Consider the following 18,328-nt stretch of genomic DNA (forward strand, 5'->3'; position numbering starts at 1 on the left):
AGCACGACCATGACAGACGACCACGTCTACCTGAGCCTCTCCGAGGCGTCCGACGAGCCCGAGGGTGAGGGCCGCTGGGCGTACGGGACGGGCTTCGCCGACCCGCTGCTCGGGGTGGACACCGCCGTGCCGCCCGGCCTGGACGGCGCCGACCTCGCCGCGTACTGCCTGATGCTGGGCGACGACGCCCTCGTCCTCGCCCAGCGGCTCACCGAGTGGTGCACCCGGGCGCCGGAGCTGGAGGAGGAGGTCGCGCTCGCCAACCTGGGCCTCGACCTGCTCGGCCAGGCCCGCCAGCTGCTCACCCGGGCCGGCCAGGCGGACGGCTCCGGCCGCACCGAGGACGACCTGGCGTACTGGCGCGAGGAGCACGACTTCCGCAACGTCCGGCTGGTCGAGGCGGAGAACGGGGACTTCGCGTTCTCGGTCGCCCGGCTGCTGGTCTTCGCGACCGCGCGCGGCGCGCTCTACGAGGCGCTGGCTACGCACCGCGACCCCGTGCTGGCGGCGGTCGCCGCCCGGGGCGTCAAGGAGCTGGCCTACCACCGCGAGTACGCCACCGCCTGGACGCTGCGGCTCGGCGACGGGACGCCGTACTCGGCGCTGCGGATGCAGGCCGGTCTGGACGCGGTCTGGCCGCTGGTGGAGGAGCTGTTCACGGCGCATCCGGTGGAGCTGCGGGTCGGCGTGGACCCGGCCGGCCTGCGCGAGCCGGTGCTGCGCTCGCTGGCCGCCGTCCTCGCCGAGGCCGGGCTGACCGTGCCCGAGGTGCCGGGGCTGGCCACGGTCGGCGGCCGGGCCGGGCGGGACGGCGTGCACACCGAGGCGCTCGGTCCGCTGCTGGCCGAGTTCCAGGTGGTGGCCCGCGCGCACCCGGGGGCGACATGGTGACCACCACGCGCGGTCGGGCCTGGGAGGTCGCGGCGAGCGTCCCGGATCCGGAGCTGCCCATGCTCACCCTGGCCGACCTCGGGGTGCTGGCCGAGGTGGAGGAGGGCGGTTCGACGGTGACCGCCTGGCTGACCCCGACCTACTCCGGGTGCCCGGCCGTCGCCGAGATGGCGGCCGATGTGGACCGCCGCCTGCACGCGGCGGGGTACCCGGACGTCCGGGTGCGGCTGCGGCTGGACCCGCCCTGGTCGACCGACCTGATCACCGAGGAGGGCCGCCGCAAGCTCGCCGAGGCGGGCATCGCGCCGCCCGACCGGGCGTCGGCGCACGGGTCGTCCCCCGGCCTGCTGGCCCTCGGTCCGACCCGCCGTGTGGTGGCCTGCCCGCTCTGCGGCGGCACCGACACCGAGGAGCTGTCCCGCTTCGGCTCGACCGCCTGCAAGGCGCTGTGGCGCTGCCGGGACTGCCGCGAGCCCTTCGAACGCGTCAAGGAGATCTGAATGGCCGCCAGCCCCGCCCCGGCCACCGGCCCCGCCCCGGCCACCAGTGCCGAGCAGGCCGCCCGGCGTCCGGCCTTCCACCACCTGCGGATCGCCGAGGTGGAGCGGCTCTGCGACGACGCCGTCGCGGTGACCTTCGAGGTGCCGGAGGCGCTCGCCGAGGAGTTCGCGTTCCGCCCCGGACAGACGCTGACGCTGCGCCAGGTGGTGGACGGCACCGACGAGCGCCGCTCGTACTCGATCTGCGCCCCCGTCGGCGGCCCGCTGCGGATCGCCGTCCGCGAGGTGCCCGGCGGGCTGTTCTCCCGCCGGCTGGTGCGCGAGGCGCGGGCGGGCGAGGAGGTCGAGGTGCTGACCCCGTCCGGGCTCTTCACCCCGACGCTCGGCGAGCCCGCCGACCACGTACTGCTGGCGGCCGGATCCGGCATCACCCCGATGCTCTCCATCGCCGCCTCCGTCCTGGCCGCCGACCGCACCTCCACCGTCACGCTGCTCTACGGCAACCGGCGCAGCGACACCGTGATGTTCGCCGACGAGCTGGCCGACCTGAAAGACCGCTACCTCGGCCGGTTCCAGCTGGTGCACGTGCTCTCCCGGGAGACCCGGGACGCCGAGCTGCTCAGCGGGCGGCTGGACCCGGAGCGGGTCGAGGCGCTGCTGACCGCGCTGGTGGACGTGCCGGCGGTCGGTCACTGGTGGCTCTGCGGGCCGTTCGGGATGGTCACCGGCGCCAAGGAGCTGCTGGCCGGGCTGGGCGTGCCGACCGCGCGGGTGCACCAGGAGCTGTTCCACGCCGAGGACGAGCCGGCCGCCGAGCGGACCGAGCCGTCCGGTCCGGCGGACGGCGCCGCGCACAGCGAGGTCACTGTCGTCCTCGACGGGCGCGGCAGCACGCTCACGCTGCCGCGCGACCGGTCCGTCCTGGACGGCGCCCAGCGCTCCCGCCCCGACCTGCCGTTCGCCTGCAAGGGCGGGGTCTGCGGTACGTGCCGCGCCCTGGTCACCGAGGGCGAGGTGGAGATGCGCCGCAACTTCGCGCTGGAGGAGAAGGAGCTGGCCGCCGGCTACGTGCTGACCTGCCAGGCCCGCCCGCTCACCGACCGGGTGACGGTCGACTACGACCGCTGAGCGGGCACCGCGGCCGCCCCGGCCGGCGATCCGAGCAGCGCGACGATGTCGTGGACGGCGGCCCGGCCCGCCCGGTTGGCACCGACGGTGCTGGCGGACGGGCCGTAGCCGACCAGGTGGACGCGCGGGTCGACGGTGGCCCGGGTGCCGGTGAGGGCGATCCCGCCGCCGGGGGAGCGCAGGCCGAGCGGGGCGAGGTGGCCGACCTCGGGGCGGAACCCGGTGGCCCAGACGATCGCGTCGACCGCCAGCTCCCGCTCGCCCCAGGCGACGCCGTGGTCGGTGAGGCGGTCGAACATCGGCCGGCGGTGCAGGGCGCCGAGCTCCTCGGCCCGGCGGTAGGCGACGGACGGGCCGAGCCCGGTCACGCTCACCACGCTGCGCACCGGCAGCCCCTGGCGGACCCGCTCCTCGACCTTGGCGACCACCGCGCGGCCGTACTCGGGGGTGAACGGGCCCTCGTGGAAGACGGGCGGGGTGCGGGTGACCCAGACCGTCTCGCCGACGGCCGCGACCTCGGACAGCACCTGGACCGCCGAGGCGCCGCCGCCGACCACCAGGACGCGCTTTCCGGCGAACTCCGCCGGCCCCCGGTACTCGGCGTAGTGCAGCTGCCGCCCGGCGAAGTGGCCGGGGTAGTGCGGCACGAAGGGGCGGGTCCAGGTGCCGGTGGCGTTGATCAGCGCCCGGGTGGACCAGGTACCGGCGTCCGTCTCGACCAGCAGGCGGGCGTCCGGCCGGTCGGACTCGGAGCGCACCGCCCGGACGTGGACGGGGCGCACCACCGGGAGCGCGTGCTTCGCCTCGTACGCCGTGAAGTACCCCGGGACCACCTCGCGCGCGGGCGCGTCCGGGTCGGGCTCGGGCAGTTCGAAGTCGGGCAGGTCGTGGAAGCCGTGCACGGTGGCCATCCGCAGCGAGGGCGCGCGGTGCGCCCAGGCGCCGCCGGGGGCGGAGCCGGCGTCGAGGACGACGAAGCCGCCGTCGGCGTCCTCCCGGTAGGGGGCGAAGCCGCGGCGGCGCAGGTGGTAGGCGGCGGACAGACCGGCCTGCCCGGCCCCGACCACCAGGACGTCCACCCGTCGGGTCGTCCGGCCGGTCCCCGGGGCGGCGTCGGCGGCGAGCGGGGCGGCCCCGGGCTCGACCGCCCCCAGGTTGGTTGCACCGTAAACAGTCACGCCGGTGAAACATCCCGCGGGCGGGGAGTGTTCCCGGCGCGGGGGAGGACCCTCGCGCCGGGACCCGGCGGTGGGTGCGGCCAGGGGCTCGGGCGGCCGGCTCAGGTGAGCGGGGAGATCACCACGGCGGTGCCGTAGGCGCAGACCTCGGTCCCCGCGTCCATCGCCTCCGTCACGTCGAACCGGAACATCAGGACCGCGTTGCCGCCGCGTGCCTTGGTCTGCTCGACCAGGCGCTCCATCGCCTCGTTGCGGCTCTCCACCAGGGTCTTCGTCAGACCCCGCAGCTCGCCGCCGACCAGTGACTTCAGGGAGGCGCCGATCTGGCTGCCGATGTGCCGGCTGCGGACCGTCAGGCCGAAGACCTCGCCGATGACGTGGTCGACCCGGAAGCCGGGGATGTCGTTGGTGGTCACGACCAGGACCTGGGCGTCCGGGCGCTGCCCGCCGCCGAATTCGTCGATGTTAGCCATGGGGCCATCCTGCGGGCTGCGTACCGCCGGTGGGCAGAGGCATGGCCGGGAACCGGCGGAGAAGGCGTCGAGATGCCGGACGGACCGGTGATCGGTCGGCGGAAAGGCCGTACCGTAGCCCCATGGGCGAGCGAAGCGATCATCCACAGGGGCCGGGCGCGGCGGAGGACTCGGGCGCGCAGGAGATCGAGGCGACGGTGGTGCTGGGCCTGCGGATCACCGACTGGCCGGCGTTGCGGGCGGCCGCGATCGCGGCCGTCGAGGAGCTGGACTTCGCGGGCGTCGACCCGGCGGGTCAGCGCCGTGAGCTGCTGCGCGAGGTGTCCGAGGACGCCAACGCGGCGCTCGGCGCGTTGCTGCACCCGGACCGGCTGGTGGCCGCGATCGCCGGTGTCGAGGCGATCGGCGGCACGCTGGAGATCAGCGTGACCGAGGACTTCGCGCCGGATTTCGCCGAGTTGTTCCCGCTGGACGGCGGCGAGGACGAGGACGGCGGCGGCGGGGCCGGCGACTGGACGCTGACCCCGCGCACGGCCTGCCTCCTCCACGCCCAACTGCTGGGCCTGGCCGACGCCGCGTACGACGACCTGGAGGAGCACGAGGACGAGCCGGTCGGCGACGGCGACGAGACGGACTGGACGGTCTTCGCCCGGCTGCCCCAGCGCACCTGGCGCCAGCACCGGAACTGGCGCCGGGCGATGGCCCGCGCCTTCGACGACCTCGCCGACGACCTCGCGCTCGGTGAGTGGCCGCTGCCGCGGAACCTGGCCGAGGAGATCGCGCTGCGGATGGCCCTGGTGGACGCCCGCACGCTGCTCGGCGCGCAGCCGGAGTCGGTCGCCGACATGATGGGCGACCTGCCGGCCGACCTCTACGACTACGACTGGGACGGCTGCCACGACGAGCTCTTCGGGGTCTTCGGGCCGGACGACGGCGATCCGGAGCTGAGCACCGAGCAGCGCACCGAACTGCTGCTCGCGGCGACCCACCCGGAGGGCTGGTTCCTGGTGTACGAGGACGCCGAGGAGCGGGATCCGCAGCGCGGCTACCGGCGCTGACGGCGCGGGTCGGGGCGGGGCGGGTCGGGGCGGCCCGGCCGGGTGGGGCGGGGTGCGCGGCGGCCGGTTAGGCTGCGGGCATGTCCGATTTGTCCGACAGTCCTGACGGGCCCGCCGCCGGCACGGGCCTCGCCGACGCCGGTGCGGCCGCCGCCCTGGGTACCGCCGTCTCCGGCGCCCGCGCCTTCGGAGCCGCCGGTGCCGCCGCCGGAGCCGACGCTGCCGGTGCCCATGACGCCGCCGGTGCCGACGACCGCGTGCTGGAGCGGCTCACGCTGGGCCTGGAGGGCGTCGAGGCCGCCCAGCGCGGGCGGCGGGCGCAGGCCCGGGAGAGCTTCGAGCGGCTCTGGCACGAGCTCGGCGAACGCGGCGATGTCTTCCACCGCTGCGTGCTCGCCCACTACCTGGCCGATCTGCAGGACGATCCGCACGCCGAGCTGGAGTGGGACCGCCGGGCCCTGGCCGCCGCCGACTCGCTGACCGCCGAGCGCGCGCAGACCTACGCGGCCGCCCTCCAGGTCCGGGCGTTCTACCCGGCCCTGCACCTCAACCTGGCCTCCGACCACCTCAAGCTCGGCGAGCCCGAGCCGGCGCGCGAGCAGCTGGAGCGCGCCGTGCGGAGCCTCGACGCGCTCCAGCAGGACGCGTACAGCGCGGGTATCCGGACCGCCGTCGAGGAGTTGCGGCAGCGCCTGCGCTGACCGGCCCGCCGGCCCCCGGTACGAGCCCCGGGCCCGGCGGTGCGTCCCGGCCGACCTGGCGTGATCACCGCCGCGTGCGGGCTGGCATGCTGGACGGGTGACTTCTCCGTTCGACGCCCCCGTCCCCGCCCCTGCTCCCGAGGACCGCGACGCCCGGCCGCAGTACGTGCTGCCGCTGGTCGTCCGGCTGGAGCGGGCCGCCCCGCCCGGGCGGACCGACGCGCTGGAGACCTCGGCGCGGGCCGTGCTCACCCTGCTCTCCGACCCCCGGGTCACCGCGCCGGACGGCGAGTGGGCCGAGCGGGTCGAGGCCTGGGAGGACGCCCGGATCCGCAAGGTCGTCCGGCGCGCCCGGGGCGGCGAGTGGCGCCGGGCGGCCGAGCTGCCGGGCATCACGGTGGCCGGCCGGGAGGCGGAGGTGCGGGTGTTCCCGCCGGTCCCGCTCGACGGCTGGCCCAAGGAGCTCGCCAAGCTCCAGGTCTCGGGCACCGATCTGGAGGAGAGCGGTCCGGTCGTCGAGCCCGGGGCGGGCCTGCCGGTGCTCTGGCTCAACCCGGAGCTGGAGATGAGCGCCGGCAAGACGATGGCCCAGACCGGCCACGCCGCCCAGCTCGCCTGGTGGCGGCTGGACGACGCGCAGCGCAAGGAGTGGGCGGAGTCCGGCTTCGCGCTGGCGGTCCGGACGGCCACCCCGCAGGCCTGGGCGGAGCTGGTGGCGAGCGGTCTGCCGCTGGTCCAGGACGCGGGGTTCACCGAGATCGCCCCGGGGAGCTGCACGGTGGTCGCGGAGCACCCAGCGCTGCGGCGCGGCTGATCGGGGCCGGTGGGCGGGCCGGGCGACCGCCGCCGGTCACCCGGCGCGGACCGCGTACCGGCGCACCGAGCGCAGACCGGCGCAGGCCGCCGCGGCCGCCCAGAGGGCCATGATCAGCAGACCGGTCCAGTGGCCGTAGTGCACCGTCGGGTCCGCCTGGGTGCGCATCGCGTGGAAGCCGGCCCGGTCGGGCAGGAACTGCGCCGCCTCGCGCACCCCGGGGATCGCCGTCAGCACGGTGGTGCCGAGGAAGAGCATCGGGGTGAGCAGGCCGAGCGCGGCGCTGAGGTTGCGCAGGACGGCGGTCAGCCCGAGGCAGAGCACGATCAGCAGCGGGTGGTAGAGCACCCCGGCGAGGAAGCTGCGCCCGGTACCGGGGACGGTGAGGTCCACCCCCACGGTCGCGGCGGTGGCCAGGAACGAGCCGGCCGTGGAGACCAGCCCCAGCAGCAGCCCGAGCCCGGCGCCGAGGGCCAGCTTCGCGCCGTAGAGCCGCCCGCGCCGGGGGACGGCGGTGAGCGAGGCGGCGATCATGCGGGTGTTGAACTCCTGCCCGATCAGCAGGACGCCCACGCAGGCCACCGCGACATGGCCGAACTGCAGGCCGTAGTAGATCCCGATGGACGGGTCCTCGCCGGGGGTGTGGTCCACCGGCCCGTACGCGGCGTTGACGGCGGCGGTGATGCCGACGGTCAGCGCGAGGGCGACGAGCGGAGTGCTCCACTGCGAGCGGAGGGTGGTGAACTTGAGCCGCTCCGAGCGGAGCACGGCGGCGGTGGTCATCGCGGGGGCGTCCTTTCCAGCAGGTCCGGTCGTGGGGAATGGCGGTCAGGCGTCGGCCCGGCGCAGCGCGCGCAGGCCGCCGTACGCGGCCGCGGCCGCCCAGAGGGCCATGATCAGCAGACCGGTCCAGTGCCCGTAGCCGACCTGCGGATCGTCGGCGTAGTGCAGCGCGTACTGGCCGGCCCGGTCGGGCAGGAACTGCACCACGCGGCGGACCCCCGGCACGCCGGCCAGCAGCGGGGAGAGCAGGAAGACCGTCGGCACCAGCAGGCCCATCGCGGCGGTGAGGTTGCGCAGCACGGCGGTCAGGCCGACGCAGGTCACCACCAGCAGCACCGGGTACAGCACCCCGACGGTGGCGCTGCGGAGCAGGCCGGGGCCGTCCCAGGCACCGGTGGCGTAGGCGGCGTAGCCCGCGAAGGAGCCGGCCGTCCCGAGCAGGCCGACGACGAGGGCCACCAGCGCGCCCAGGGTGAGCTTCCCGGCGTAGAACCGCCCGCGCCGGGGGACGGCGGTGAGCGAGACGCCGATCATGCGGGTGTTGAACTCCTGCCCGACCAGCAGGACGCCGAAGCAGGTCAGGGCGGCCTGGCCGAAGTTGAGGCCGTAGTGGATCCCGATGCCGGGGTCGTCGATCAGGCTGGCGTCCTCGTCGCCGAGCGCCGCGGCGGTGGCGGTGCCGAGCCCGGCCGTCAGCAGGATCGCCAGGAGCGGGGTCAGCCAGAGCGAGCGCAGGGTGACGAGCTTGATCCACTCGGACCGCAGGACCTGCCCGAAGCCCGTCGGGGCGGACCCCGGGGCCGGCGCCGTGCCGGAGCGGACGGGGGAGCCGGTGCGGACGGGCGTGCCGGTGGCGCTCATGCCGCCACCGCCCGGTACTCGACGCTGTCGGCGGTCATCCGCATGAAGGCCTCCTCCAGCGAGTCCTGTTGGACGGCGATCTCGTACAGCACCACGCCGTTGGCCGCCGCCAGTGCGGCGATCCGCTCCGGCTCGGCGCCGGTGACCTCCCAGGCGCCGCCGTCCACCGCCTCGGCGGCCAGGTCGGAGCCGGCCAGCAGGGCGGCCAGCTTCACCGGGTCCACCGCGCGGACCCGGACCCGGGTGCGGCCGTGGCGGTCGAGGAAGTCGGAGGTGGCGGCGTCCGCCAGCAGCCGGCCCCGGCCGATCACCACCAGGTGGTCGGCGGTGAGCGCCATCTCGGTCATCAGGTGCGAGGAGACCAGCACCGACCTTCCCTCGGCGGCGAGTTCGCGCAGCAGGGTGCGGATCCACCGGATGCCCTCCGGGTCGAGGCCGTTGACCGGCTCGTCGAGCATCAGCACCGGCGGATCGCCGAGGAGCGCGGCGGCCACGCCGAGGCGCTGGCGCATGCCGAGCGAGAAGCCGCGGATCCGGCGCCCGGCCGCGTCGGCGAGACCGACCTGGCCGAGCACCTCGGCCACCCGGCGCTCCGGCAGGCCGCCCGCGGCGGCCAGCCAGCGCAGGTGGCCGCGGGCGGTGCGGCCGCCGTGCAGGGCGTGGGCGTCCAGCAGCGCGCCGACCTGCCGCAGCGGGTCGGCCAGTTCGGCGTAGGGGCGGCCGCCGACCAGCGCGCGGCCGGCGGTCGGCCGGTCCAGGCCGAGGACCAGTCGCATGGTGGTGGTCTTGCCCGCGCCGTTCGGCCCGAGGAAGCCCGTCACCACACCGGGCCGGACCTCGAAGTCGAGGCCGTCGACCACGCGTGTGCCGTCGTACTCCTTGGTGAGGCCCTGAACCTGGATCACGGCTGCCCTCGCTCTCTGTCGATGGCCCTATTCGACCGGAGCCGAGGCTGCGGCGGATCCCGCCTGGGAGGGGACCTGCCTCCCTCCCGGGAGGGAGGCCGTCCGTGCCCCTGGCCTGGCAGGATGGCCGGATGCCCAGGATCCTCGCGCCGCTGCTGAGCGCCGCCACCTACGCGCGGTGGCTCCATCTGCTGATCGGTCTGATCTTCGCCGGCGTCGTCCTGCTGGTCTTCCCGGGGACGGAGGGGCGCAGCCTCGGCGGGCTGCTCGCGCTGGCCGTCCCGCTGGACGTCGCGCTGCTCGTGGCGGCCGCCCTGGTGCCCGCGATGCGCCGGGCGGAGGGTGTCCAGGCCCGGTTGCTGCTGATGCCCGCGCGGGAGCAGGACATCGCGGCCGAGCCGGCCCGCGGCTTCGCCGACCGGCGCCGTACGGCGGCCTGGCTGATCGGGCGGGTGGCCCTCGGGACGGCCGTCGGCTTCCCGTCCGTCCTGGTGCCGGCCGCCGCCGTCGGGCTGCTCGTCCGGCCGGAGCCGGACCTCTTCGGCCTCCGGCTCCCGGCGCGCGAGGGGTTCACCTGGTACCCGCTGCTGGCACCGGTGCTGATGTTCGCCCTCGGCTGGCTGGTGGTCTGGGCGGGCCGTCTCCAACTCGCCATGGCGGTGCGGTTGCTGGGGCCGTCCCCGGCCGAGCGGCTGGCCGCCGCCGAGCTGCGGGCCGAACGCCTACTGGAGCGCAACCGGCTGGCCCGGGAGCTGCACGACTCCATCGGCCACGCGCTGACGGTGACGGTCATCCAGGCGGGCGCGGCGCGGGAGGTGGGCGACCCGGCGTTCGTCGCCAAGGCGCTCGAAGTCATCGAGGAGACCGGCCGGCAGGCGATGGAGGACCTGGAACGCACGCTCGTCCTGCTCCGCGAGACCCGCGACACCGCCGGTACGGGCGGGGCCTTCGAGGGCGCGGACGGCGCCGACGGCCCGGCCACCGAGCGGCCCGGCATCGGGCAGCTGCCCGCCCTCTTCGACACCGCGCGCTCGGCCGGCAGCCCGGTCGAGGCGTGGATCGGCGTACCGGCGGCGAAACTGCCCGGGGTGCTCTCCCGGGAGGGCTACCGGATCGTCCAGGAGGGCGTCACCAACGCCCTCAAGTACGCGCCGGGTGAGCCGATCACCGTCCGGATCACGGTGCGGGAGGGGCAGTTGGAGCTGCGTTGCACCAACGCGCTGGCGTCGTCCGCCGTCCGCGCGACACCACACCGGGGCGGCAAGGGACTTCGCGGCATCCGCGAACGGGCCTCCCTGCTCGGTGGCGAGGCCGCGGCGGGGCCGGAGGCCGGGCAGTGGGTGCTGGCCGTGCGGATGCCCCTACGCTTGGGCGCGTGATGATCGAAATCCTGCTGGCCGACGACGAGGAGCTGGTCCGGGCCGGGCTGCGGGCGGTCCTGGAGGCGCAGGGCGACCTGCGGGTGGTCGGCGAGGCCGCCGACGGCGCCGAGGCGGTCGCGATGGCGCGCGAACTGCGCCCGCACGTAGTACTGATGGACGTCCGGATGCCCCGGTTGGACGGTCTCGCGGCGACCCGCGCGCTCGTCGGGTCCGTGCCGCCCGGCGGGCCGGACGGCTCCGGCGGGCAGCCGCCGAAGATCCTGGTCGTCACCACCTTCGAGAACGACGACTACGTCTACCAGGCCCTGCGCGCCGGGGCCGACGGCTTCCTGCTGAAGCGCTCCCGCCCGGCGGAGATCGCCCACGCCGTCCGGCTGGTCGCGGCGGGTGAGTCGCTGCTCTTCCCGACCGCGATCCGCCGCCTGGCCGCCGGCCAGGGCAACCGGGCGGCCCGGGACACGATGGCCCGCGCCGCGCTGACCGAGCGCGAGGCCGAGGTGCTGCGCCTGGTGGCCCGGGGGCTGACCAACGGTGAGATCGCCGAGCAGCTCTTCCTCGGCGTGCAGACGGTGAAGACGCACGTCAGCAGCGTGCTGGCGAAGCTCGGGGCGCGGGACCGCACCCAGGCGGTGATCGCCGCGTACGAGTCCGGGTTCGTGGAGCCCTCGGAGTAGCCGGGCGCCGGCCGGGCGGCTCCGGGCGGCGGCCCGCTCAGGCAGGGTAGGCATGGGTCTGGACGGCCTTGACCGAGGCCCAGACGGACGTGCCGGTCGCCAGGTCGAGTTCGGCCGCGGCGGCGGGGGTGAGGTCGGCCGCCATCGGGAGGGCGCCGGCCAGGTCGGCGCGGACCTGGTCGCCGTGCAGGTCCAGCCCCGCGATCTCCAGCTTCCAGACGTTGCGCGCACTGCCCTGCGGCCGCTCCCGGTGCAGCGTCACGGCGGCCGGCGGGAAGGCCACGAAGGCCGGGCCGGTCAGCTCCTCGGAGGTGGCCAGCTCGGTGCCGTCGGCCAGCGTGACCCGGCGGCCGTCCGCGAGGCCCTGGTACAGGTTCAGGCCGACCAGGCGGGCGATGTAGTCGGTGCGCGGCCGCCTGGCGATCTCGGCGGGGCTCCCGGCCTGCACCTCGCGGCCGTCCTCGATCACCACCAGCCGGTCGGCCAGCACCATGGCGTCCAGCGGATCGTGCGTCACCAGCACCGCCACCGCCTCGAACTCGGTCAGGTGGCGCCGCAGTTGCGAGCGGACGTCGAGCCGGGTGCGGGCGTCTAGGGCGGCCAGCGGCTCGTCGAGCAGCAGCAGCCGGGGCCGGACGGCCAGCGCCCGGGCGAGCGCGACCCGCTGGGCCTGGCCGCCGGAGAGCCGGCCGGGGCGGGTGCCCGCGTGCTCGGCCAGGCCCATCCGCTCCAGCCAGCCGGCCGCCTCGGCCCGGGCCTCGCGCCTGGGCCGGCCCTGGCAGCGCGGGCCGAACGCCACGTTGTCGAGTGCGCTGAGGTGGGGGAAGAGCAGGTAGTCCTGGAACACCACGCCGACCGGCCGTTCCTCGGCGGGGGTGTGCAGCCGCTCGGCCGGGTCCTCCAGCACCCGGCCGTCCAGCCGCAGATGGCCTGCGGTGAGCGGGAGCAGCCCGGCGAGGGCCCGCAGCGCGGTGGACTTGCCGGCGCCGTTCGGCCCGAGCAGGGCGACCACCTCGCCGGGGGCGGCGGTGAGCGCGAGGTCGAGGCTGAAGGCGGCGCGGTCCACCCGCAGCCGGGCGTCGAGGGCGTGCTTCGCGGCGGTCATCGTGGCAGTGTCCCGGGGGAGGTGCGGGGCGGCAGGGCGCCCACGGCGGTGGCGGGCAGGGCGCGGGTGGGGAGGGCGCGGGCGGAGGGCTCGGCGCGGCCGCCGGCCGGGGTGCCGGTCACGGGGCGGACAGCCAGCGGTCGCGCAGGCCCGCCAGGACGGCGATGGAGACCACCAGCAGGACGAGCGAGAGCGCGATCGCCGCCTCCGGATCCGACTCCATGGCCAGGTAGACGGCGAGCGGCATGGTCTGCGTCCGGCCCGGGAAGTTGCCGGCGAAGGTGATCGTCGCGCCGAACTCGCCGAGCGCCCGGGCCCAGGCCAGCACCGCGCCGGCCCCGATGCCGGGGGCGATCAGTGGCAGGGTGACCCGGCGGAAGGCGGTCAGCCGGGACGCGCCCAGGGTGGCGGCCGCCTCCTCGTAGCGCGGGTCGGCGGCCCGCAGCGCGCCCTCGACGCTGATCACCAGGAAGGGCATCGCGACGAACGCCTCGGCGATCACCACACCGGTGGTGGTGAACGGCAGGGTGATCCCGAAGGCGGAGTCCAGCCAGGAGCCGACGATGCCGCGCCGCCCGAGCACCAGCAGCAGCGCCACCCCGCCGACCACCGGCGGCAGCACCAGCGGCAGCGTGACCAGCGCCCGGACCAGCCGGCGGCCGGGCAGTTCGGTCCGCGCCAGCACCCAGGCCAGCGGCACCCCGAGGACCAGCGACACCCCGGTGGCCGCCGTCGCGCAGAACAGCGAGAGCCGCAGCGCGTCCCACACCTCGGTACTGGTGAGCTGTTCCGGCAGCGTGCTCCAGGGGGCCCGGACCAGCAGGCCGACCAGCGGCAGGGTCAGGAACGCCAGCCCGAGCAGGGCCGGGAGCAGCAGTGCGACCGGGACGCGCCGCCCGCGCCGCCGCCGGTGCGCCGTGCCCGCTCGCGGGGGCTCGGCACCGGAGGCGGCACGGACGGCGGAGCCGGCGGTGGTGCGGCGGCTCACGGTGCCTGGAAGCCCGCCGCGGTGAGCACCTGCTGGGCCTCGGGCGACTGGATGTAGGCGACGAAGGCAGCGGCGCCGTCCTTGTTCGGCGCCTTGGCGAGGGCGGCGATCGGGTAGTCGTTCACGGCCTTGGCGGCCTCGGGGAAGTCCACGCCGTCGATCTTCGCAGCATCGGCCTTCACATCGGTCCGGTAGACCAGCGAGGCGTCGACCTCGCCCAGCTCGACCTTGGTGAGCGCGCCCTTGACGTCCTGCTCCAGGGTGACCGGGGTCAGGTTGACGTCGGCGGCCTTGAGCGCGGTCAGGGCGGCGGCGCCGCAGGGCACCTCCTTCGCGCAGAGGGCGACCTTGACCCCGGGGGCGGTGAGGTCGTTCAACCCGGCGACGTGCTTGGGGTTGCCCTTCGGCACGGCGATGGTGAGCGTGTTCCTGACGAAGGTCTTCGGCTCACCGGTGGCGCCGCCCGCGTCGGTGACCGTCTTCATGGTCGCGGGGCTGGCGGCGGCGAACACGTCCGCCGGGGCACCGGAGTTGATGCTGGTGGCGAGGCTGGAGCTGCCGCCGAAGTTGAAGGTGACCTTGGCGCCCGGGTTGGCCGCCTCGAACGTCTTGCCGAGGTCGGTGAAGGTCTCCTTCAGCGAGGCGGCGGCGAAGACGGTGATCGGGCCGGACACCTTGGCGGCGCCGGTCGACGCCGGGGCGGACGCCCCGGCGGCCGGGGCCGCGGTGGACGAGCCGCCGGAGGCCTTGTCGCCGCCGTCGCTGCCGCAGGCGGTGACCCCGAGGCTGAGGGCGAGGGCCGCTGCGGCGGCGACGGCGAGTCTGCGGGAGTGCACGGCACGGATGCTCATCGGTATTCCCCTCCTGGGCGCGCCGGAAGGGGCGCGGGGACGCTGCCGCAGGTGCGGCCATTACGCCGATCATAGTGCCGCAAATGCGAGCCGAAAGTGCCTGTCTCATTGCACAGGCAGGTGCCGCCGGGAATCGTGCCCGGGTTGTGGGAAGGCTCAAACCGGGCGGTCGGCCGGTCCCTCGGCGAGGGGGCCGGCGCCGCTGCGCGTCCCTGCCGAGCCCGCCGTCCGCGCCCCGCGGCGGGCGGGCGTCGAGCGGGGGATCCCCGCGCCGGCCAGGAAAACCCGTCGCGCGCGAGCAGCGCGAGGGGCGAGAGTGCTCACCGGGCGTGAGCGCGCCCGGCCAACTCGGGCGGGCAGCGGTCCGCCCGTACGCACCCGCGCCCGTACGCACCGCCGGCCGACCGGCCGGGCCAAGGGGAGGAGCCCACCCGTGTCCACACTGCGTGTCACCGCCGAACGGCTGACCGTCCTGGCGCACCCGAACGCCGACGCCCTGGAACTGGCACAGGTCGGGCTCTACCGGGCGGTGGTGGCCAAGGGCGCGTACCGGACCGGCGACTACGCCGTCTACATCCCCGAGCAGGCCGTGCTGCCCGCGCCGCTGATCGAGGAGCTGGGCCTGACCGGGCGGCTGGCCGGGAGCGGCGCCGACCGGGTGAAGGCCGTCCGGCTGCGCGGCGAACTGTCGCAGGGCATCGTCTGCCGGCCCGGTGCGCTGGCCGGCACCGATCTGGCGGCCGCCGCCGAGCGCGGCGAGGACTTCGCCGAACGGCTGGGCGTGGTGAAGTGGCGGCCGCCGATCCCCACGGCGATGAACGGCGAGGTGGTCCGCGCGCCGGACCTGCTGCCGTGGGTGGACATCGAGAACCTCAAGCGCTTCCCGGGGATCTTCGAGCCCGGCGAGCCGGTCGTGCTGACCGAGAAGCTGCACGGCAGTTGCTGCCTCGTCACCTACCACGCCGCCGGGGGAGAGGTGCAGGTGGCCTCGAAGGGCATCGGCGCCCAGGGGCTGGCGCTGGCCGAGGACGGGCGGAACCTCTACTGGCGGGCCGTCCGGGCGCACGGCATACCGGCGGTGGCCGCCCGGCTGGCGGAGCGGCTCGGCGCCGAGCGGGTGGGCATCTTCGGCGAGGTGTTCGGCGCCGGTGTGCAGGACCTCACGTACGGCGAGTCCGGCCGCACCGAGCTGCCCGGCTACGCGGCGTTCGACGTCTCGGCGGTGGTGGACGGGCAGCTGCGCTGGCTGTCGGCGGCCGAACTGCTCGGCGGTGAGCTGCCGGTGGTGCCCGAGCTGTGGCGCGGCCCGTTCGACCCGGACACCGTGCTGGCGCTGGCCCAGGGGCGCGAGACGGTCTCCGGGCGCGAACTGCACGTGCGCGAGGGCGTGGTGGTCCGCCCGGTGGCCGAGCGGTACAGCCCGGTGGTGGGCGGCCGGGCGATCGCCAAGGTGGTCGGCGACGCTTATCTGACCCGCAAGGGCGGCACCGAGTACGAGTAGGAGGGCTCGCCGGCCGACCGCCGGTCGGGGCGGCACAGGACCGGCTCATTCGAGCACAGCCTCCCCAGGGTGCGGGCAGCTTTCCATATCTTCGGGTGACTTCTTTCGGGGTCCCGATAGCGTCCCACGCACCCCGGACCGGAAGCGCACGTGCGGACGGCATATGACGGGTGGTCGGCCCTCCGGACCGGTCACCCGCCGGCCGTGCGGAGTCCGCCCGGTCCAGGGAGCCCGGGGCGCGGCGGGGACCGCCCCGGGCCCCGACCGCTCGACCGGAGGTCCCATGGGCACGACGAGCCATCTCGGCTCCGGCTGGGTGACGCCCGCGCTGTCGTGCGTGGTGGCCTGCGCCGTCGCGGCGCTCGGCCTGCGCCGCACCCTGCGCGGCCTCGCGGCGACCGGCGCCGCCCGGCGGAACCGGCTGGTCACCGCGGCGGCGGCGATCGGCTCCGGCATCTGGACGATGGACGTCGTCGCGATGTCCGGCTTCATCCCCGACGGCGCCGAAGCGTGCCACGGCGTTCCGGCGGCGGTGCTCGGCCTGCCGGTGGCCGTCCTGGTCACCGGTCCGGGGGTGTGCGCCGTCGGGTACGGGCGCCGCCGCGGCCCCGCGCTCCTGGCCGGCGGCGTGATCACCGGCCTCGGGATCGCCGCGGTGCACTACCTCGACCTGGCGGCCCTGCGGACCCGCGGCGGCCTGCGCTTCGACCCGGGCACGGTGGCGCTCTCGGTGCTGGTCGCGGTCGGGGCGGCCACCGGCTCGCTCTGGGCCGTCGTCACCCTCCGCAGTGCGGCGGCCGAGACGGCCGCCTCCCTGGTGATGGGGCTCGCCGTCAGCTGTCTGCACTGCGCGCGGACGGCCGCCGTGCCCGCCCGGGCCGGGCTCGACGGGACCGGCCCGATGGAGTTCGTCCTTCCGCTCGCCGTCGGGACCGGGTCCTTCCTCTTCCTCGCCGCCGCCTTCGCCGCGCTCTCGCCACCGGCCCCGGACCGCGCCGCCCACCGGGAGGCGGGCGAGCTGACCATCGAGGAGTTCCCGGCGGCGCCCGCGCGCCCCGGGCCGGGGCGGCACGACCGCGCGGCCTGACGCCGTCCCGGCCGCCGGCCCGCCGGGCGCGACGGGCCGTCCGGAACGGTTCGGGGGCGCCACCCGCGGACGGGTGGCGCCCCGCGCCGGTGTGCGGAACGGGTCAGCCGCGGGTCTGGAACACGATCCTGGTCCAGCTGGAGCCCGGGCAGTTGCCCCAGACCGCCCACGGCTGCGTCCGGGCGCCGATCCAGAGCCCGGTGGTGGAAGTGCCGTTGGCGCAGTAGGTGATGGTGCGCAGCTCGCCCGAGTAGACCCGGCAGTTGCCCTCCCAGCGCCAGCCGTAGTCGGCGGTGATGGTGCAGCGGTAGGAGGCGGTGACGGCCTCGGCGGACGGGCCCGAACCGGCGGAGATGGACTGGTCGCCGGCGGCCGGCGCGGCGGCGGTCGGCAGGGTGGTGGCGCCGACCGCGCCGAGGGCGGCCGCGGCCACCATCCCGAACTTGGCGATGTTCCTGGCGATACAACCTGACATGGGTGTTCTCTCCTCGCTCGTGGTGCCTGCCCCGGCCGGGCGTCGGGAGCCGGAAGTCCCCGACTGCGCCCGGACGATGACGCATTGCACACGAATGACTGCGGAGCGTGAGACGACAATCTATGATGTGACCTGTGTCACAGGCTGGTTGTCGGCCGGGCCGTCAACCGTGCCTCCGGGGTGCCGATGTCCGAGGGGGCGGCATGGAGTCCAGTGGTGGGTGCCGGGGCGGGCGGGAGCCGGATCCCGGACCCGCCTCCGACACGGCCGAGTTCAACCGGGTGTTCACGGATCTGCTGCCCCGGCTCCACCGCGCGGCCGTCGGGCTCACCGGCAGCCGGGCCGCCGCCGACGACGTCGTCCACGACGCGTATCTGCGGATCGCCCGCGGCCCCGACCGGTTCCTCGGCCATCCGCAGCCCTACGCCTACGCGTTCACCACGATGGTGAACCTCGTGCGGGACCAGTGGCGGCGCGAACGCCGCCGGGTGCCGCCGCCCGAGTGGGCGGCCGACGAGCAGGCCTGCGCCGATCCGCTCGGCGGCGGGTTGGGGGAACTGCTGGCGCGCTGGGAGGTGCTCCGGCTGCTGGGTCGGCTGACCGCCAAGCAGGCCCGGGTGGTGCAGCTCGTCGACCTCGACGGGTACAGCGTCGACGAGGCCGCCGCGTTGCTCGGCCTGCACCGCTCCACGTTGGCGGTCACCCGGCGCCGGGCGCTGGCCCGGCTCCGGGCGGTCCTCGAAGGCGAACGCGAGCACGGACGCGGTGACGAGGGAGGCCGGGGGCGCGAGGGGCGGCGTCCCGGCGGGCTCCCCGGCCGCAACCCGGTCGAACGCACGGGCGACCGCGAGTGCGACCGCGACTGCGACCGTGCCCGCCGCTGCGACCCGGCCCGGGGCCGCTCCGGCCCCGAGGCGCGGCCGTGCGCCCAGCGGTGGCGGCGGGGAGGGGCCGCCGACGCACCGAACTGACG

At 75.9% G+C, this 18,328-nt stretch carries 20 protein-coding genes; 11 read left to right on the forward strand and 9 right to left on the reverse strand.

The features are described 5' to 3' along the window. Positions 1-9: 9 nt before the first annotated feature. Genes paaC through paaE form a run of 3 tightly spaced genes read left to right on the forward strand, consistent with a single transcriptional unit; the run spans position 10 to position 2,519 of the window. Positions 10-891: a 1,2-phenylacetyl-CoA epoxidase subunit PaaC gene (paaC, locus tag ACZ4UX_RS16255; protein WP_352291080.1), complete on the forward strand. Its 882-nt coding sequence runs from the start codon at positions 10-12 to the stop codon at positions 889-891. Further along, positions 885-1,391 (forward strand): 1,2-phenylacetyl-CoA epoxidase subunit PaaD, encoded by a 507-nt coding sequence (gene paaD / locus ACZ4UX_RS16260; protein ID WP_465707118.1) that lies wholly within the window; start codon positions 885-887, stop codon positions 1,389-1,391. Before paaC ends, paaD begins: the two co-directional genes overlap by 7 nt. Further along, positions 1,392-2,519 (forward strand): 1,2-phenylacetyl-CoA epoxidase subunit PaaE, encoded by a 1,128-nt coding sequence (gene paaE, locus ACZ4UX_RS16265; RefSeq protein ID WP_465707119.1) that lies wholly within the window; start codon positions 1,392-1,394, stop codon positions 2,517-2,519. Here paaE and ACZ4UX_RS16270 read toward each other — a convergent pair. Beyond that, complete coding sequence (locus tag ACZ4UX_RS16270) at positions 2,507-3,598, reverse strand: NAD(P)-binding domain-containing protein (protein WP_465707222.1); 1,092 nt, start codon at positions 3,596-3,598, stop codon at positions 2,507-2,509. The genes paaE and ACZ4UX_RS16270 overlap by 13 nt on opposite strands. Before the next feature lie 200 nt (positions 3,599-3,798). Continuing rightward, on the reverse strand, positions 3,799-4,170 hold the full coding sequence (locus ACZ4UX_RS16275; RefSeq protein ID WP_465707120.1) for a YbjQ family protein: 372 nt from the start codon (positions 4,168-4,170) through the stop codon (positions 3,799-3,801). A 122-nt stretch (positions 4,171-4,292) separates the two neighbouring features. Here ACZ4UX_RS16275 and ACZ4UX_RS16280 point away from each other — a divergent pair, with 122 nt between their 5' ends. The 3 genes from ACZ4UX_RS16280 to ACZ4UX_RS16290 all read left to right on the forward strand — a co-directional run bounded on the left by ACZ4UX_RS16280 (position 4,293) and on the right by ACZ4UX_RS16290 (position 6,743). Further along, positions 4,293-5,228, forward strand: coding sequence for a hypothetical protein (locus ACZ4UX_RS16280; protein WP_329490499.1), 936 nt, complete (start codon positions 4,293-4,295; stop codon positions 5,226-5,228). Positions 5,229-5,308: 80 nt separating this feature from the next. Next, complete coding sequence (locus ACZ4UX_RS16285; RefSeq protein ID WP_465707121.1) at positions 5,309-5,929, forward strand: hypothetical protein; 621 nt, start codon at positions 5,309-5,311, stop codon at positions 5,927-5,929. Between the two features lie 97 nt (positions 5,930-6,026). Then, positions 6,027-6,743, forward strand: coding sequence for an aminoacyl-tRNA hydrolase (locus ACZ4UX_RS16290; protein WP_465707122.1), 717 nt, complete (start codon positions 6,027-6,029; stop codon positions 6,741-6,743). Positions 6,744-6,779: 36 nt separating this feature from the next. Here ACZ4UX_RS16290 and ACZ4UX_RS16295 read toward each other — a convergent pair whose 3' ends face one another. The 3 genes from ACZ4UX_RS16295 to ACZ4UX_RS16305 are packed head-to-tail and all read right to left on the reverse strand — an operon-like array spanning position 6,780 to position 9,292. Further along, positions 6,780-7,526 carry a hypothetical protein gene (locus tag ACZ4UX_RS16295; RefSeq protein ID WP_465707123.1) on the reverse strand — a complete coding sequence of 249 codons (747 nt, stop codon included), beginning with the start codon at positions 7,524-7,526 and terminating at the stop codon, positions 6,780-6,782. Between the two features lie 45 nt (positions 7,527-7,571). Next, complete coding sequence (locus ACZ4UX_RS16300) at positions 7,572-8,387, reverse strand: ABC transporter permease (protein ID WP_465707124.1); 816 nt, start codon at positions 8,385-8,387, stop codon at positions 7,572-7,574. Beyond that, positions 8,384-9,292, reverse strand: coding sequence for an ATP-binding cassette domain-containing protein (locus ACZ4UX_RS16305; RefSeq protein ID WP_465707125.1), 909 nt, complete (start codon positions 9,290-9,292; stop codon positions 8,384-8,386). The genes ACZ4UX_RS16300 and ACZ4UX_RS16305 overlap by 4 nt, the downstream gene beginning before the upstream one ends. Positions 9,293-9,423: 131 nt before the next feature. On the opposite strand from ACZ4UX_RS16305, the gene ACZ4UX_RS16310 reads away from it, so the two are divergent. Together ACZ4UX_RS16310 and ACZ4UX_RS16315 are read left to right on the forward strand one after the other, a co-directional pair. After that, positions 9,424-10,671, forward strand: coding sequence for a sensor histidine kinase (locus ACZ4UX_RS16310; protein WP_465707126.1), 1,248 nt, complete (start codon positions 9,424-9,426; stop codon positions 10,669-10,671). Further along, on the forward strand, positions 10,668-11,348 hold the full coding sequence (locus ACZ4UX_RS16315) for a response regulator transcription factor (RefSeq protein ID WP_465707127.1): 681 nt from the start codon (positions 10,668-10,670) through the stop codon (positions 11,346-11,348). The genes ACZ4UX_RS16310 and ACZ4UX_RS16315 overlap by 4 nt, the downstream gene beginning before the upstream one ends. Positions 11,349-11,385: 37 nt before the next feature. Here the strand turns inward: ACZ4UX_RS16315 and ACZ4UX_RS16320 are convergent, their stop codons facing one another. The 3 genes from ACZ4UX_RS16320 to modA all read right to left on the reverse strand — a co-directional run bounded on the left by ACZ4UX_RS16320 (position 11,386) and on the right by modA (position 14,292). Continuing rightward, positions 11,386-12,453, reverse strand: coding sequence for an ABC transporter ATP-binding protein (locus ACZ4UX_RS16320; protein WP_465707128.1), 1,068 nt, complete (start codon positions 12,451-12,453; stop codon positions 11,386-11,388). Positions 12,454-12,571: 118 nt separating this feature from the next. Continuing rightward, a complete protein-coding gene (locus ACZ4UX_RS16325) occupies positions 12,572-13,441 on the reverse strand; it encodes an ABC transporter permease (protein WP_465707129.1) in 870 nt (289 codons plus the stop codon). Then, positions 13,438-14,292: a molybdate ABC transporter substrate-binding protein gene (gene modA / locus ACZ4UX_RS16330; RefSeq protein ID WP_465707130.1), complete on the reverse strand. Its 855-nt coding sequence runs from the start codon at positions 14,290-14,292 to the stop codon at positions 13,438-13,440. The genes ACZ4UX_RS16325 and modA overlap by 4 nt, the downstream gene beginning before the upstream one ends. Before the next feature lie 433 nt (positions 14,293-14,725). On the opposite strand from modA, the gene ACZ4UX_RS16335 reads away from it, so the two are divergent. After that, a complete protein-coding gene (locus ACZ4UX_RS16335) occupies positions 14,726-15,793 on the forward strand; it encodes an RNA ligase (ATP) (RefSeq protein WP_329490510.1) in 1,068 nt (355 codons plus the stop codon). 283 nt (positions 15,794-16,076) lie between these two features. Then, positions 16,077-16,880 carry an MHYT domain-containing protein gene (locus tag ACZ4UX_RS16340; RefSeq protein ID WP_465707131.1) on the forward strand — a complete coding sequence of 268 codons (804 nt, stop codon included), beginning with the start codon at positions 16,077-16,079 and terminating at the stop codon, positions 16,878-16,880. A 103-nt stretch (positions 16,881-16,983) separates the two neighbouring features. Here ACZ4UX_RS16340 and ACZ4UX_RS16345 read toward each other — a convergent pair whose 3' ends face one another. Then, complete coding sequence (locus ACZ4UX_RS16345; protein WP_465707132.1) at positions 16,984-17,355, reverse strand: hypothetical protein; 372 nt, start codon at positions 17,353-17,355, stop codon at positions 16,984-16,986. Positions 17,356-17,558: 203 nt separating this feature from the next. Here ACZ4UX_RS16345 and ACZ4UX_RS16350 point away from each other — a divergent pair, with 203 nt between their 5' ends. Then, positions 17,559-18,326, forward strand: a complete 768-nt coding sequence (locus tag ACZ4UX_RS16350; RefSeq protein WP_465707133.1) for an RNA polymerase sigma factor — start codon at positions 17,559-17,561, stop codon at positions 18,324-18,326. Positions 18,327-18,328 lie beyond the last annotated feature (2 nt).

Source organism: Kitasatospora sp. NPDC028961 (assembly GCF_055564815.1).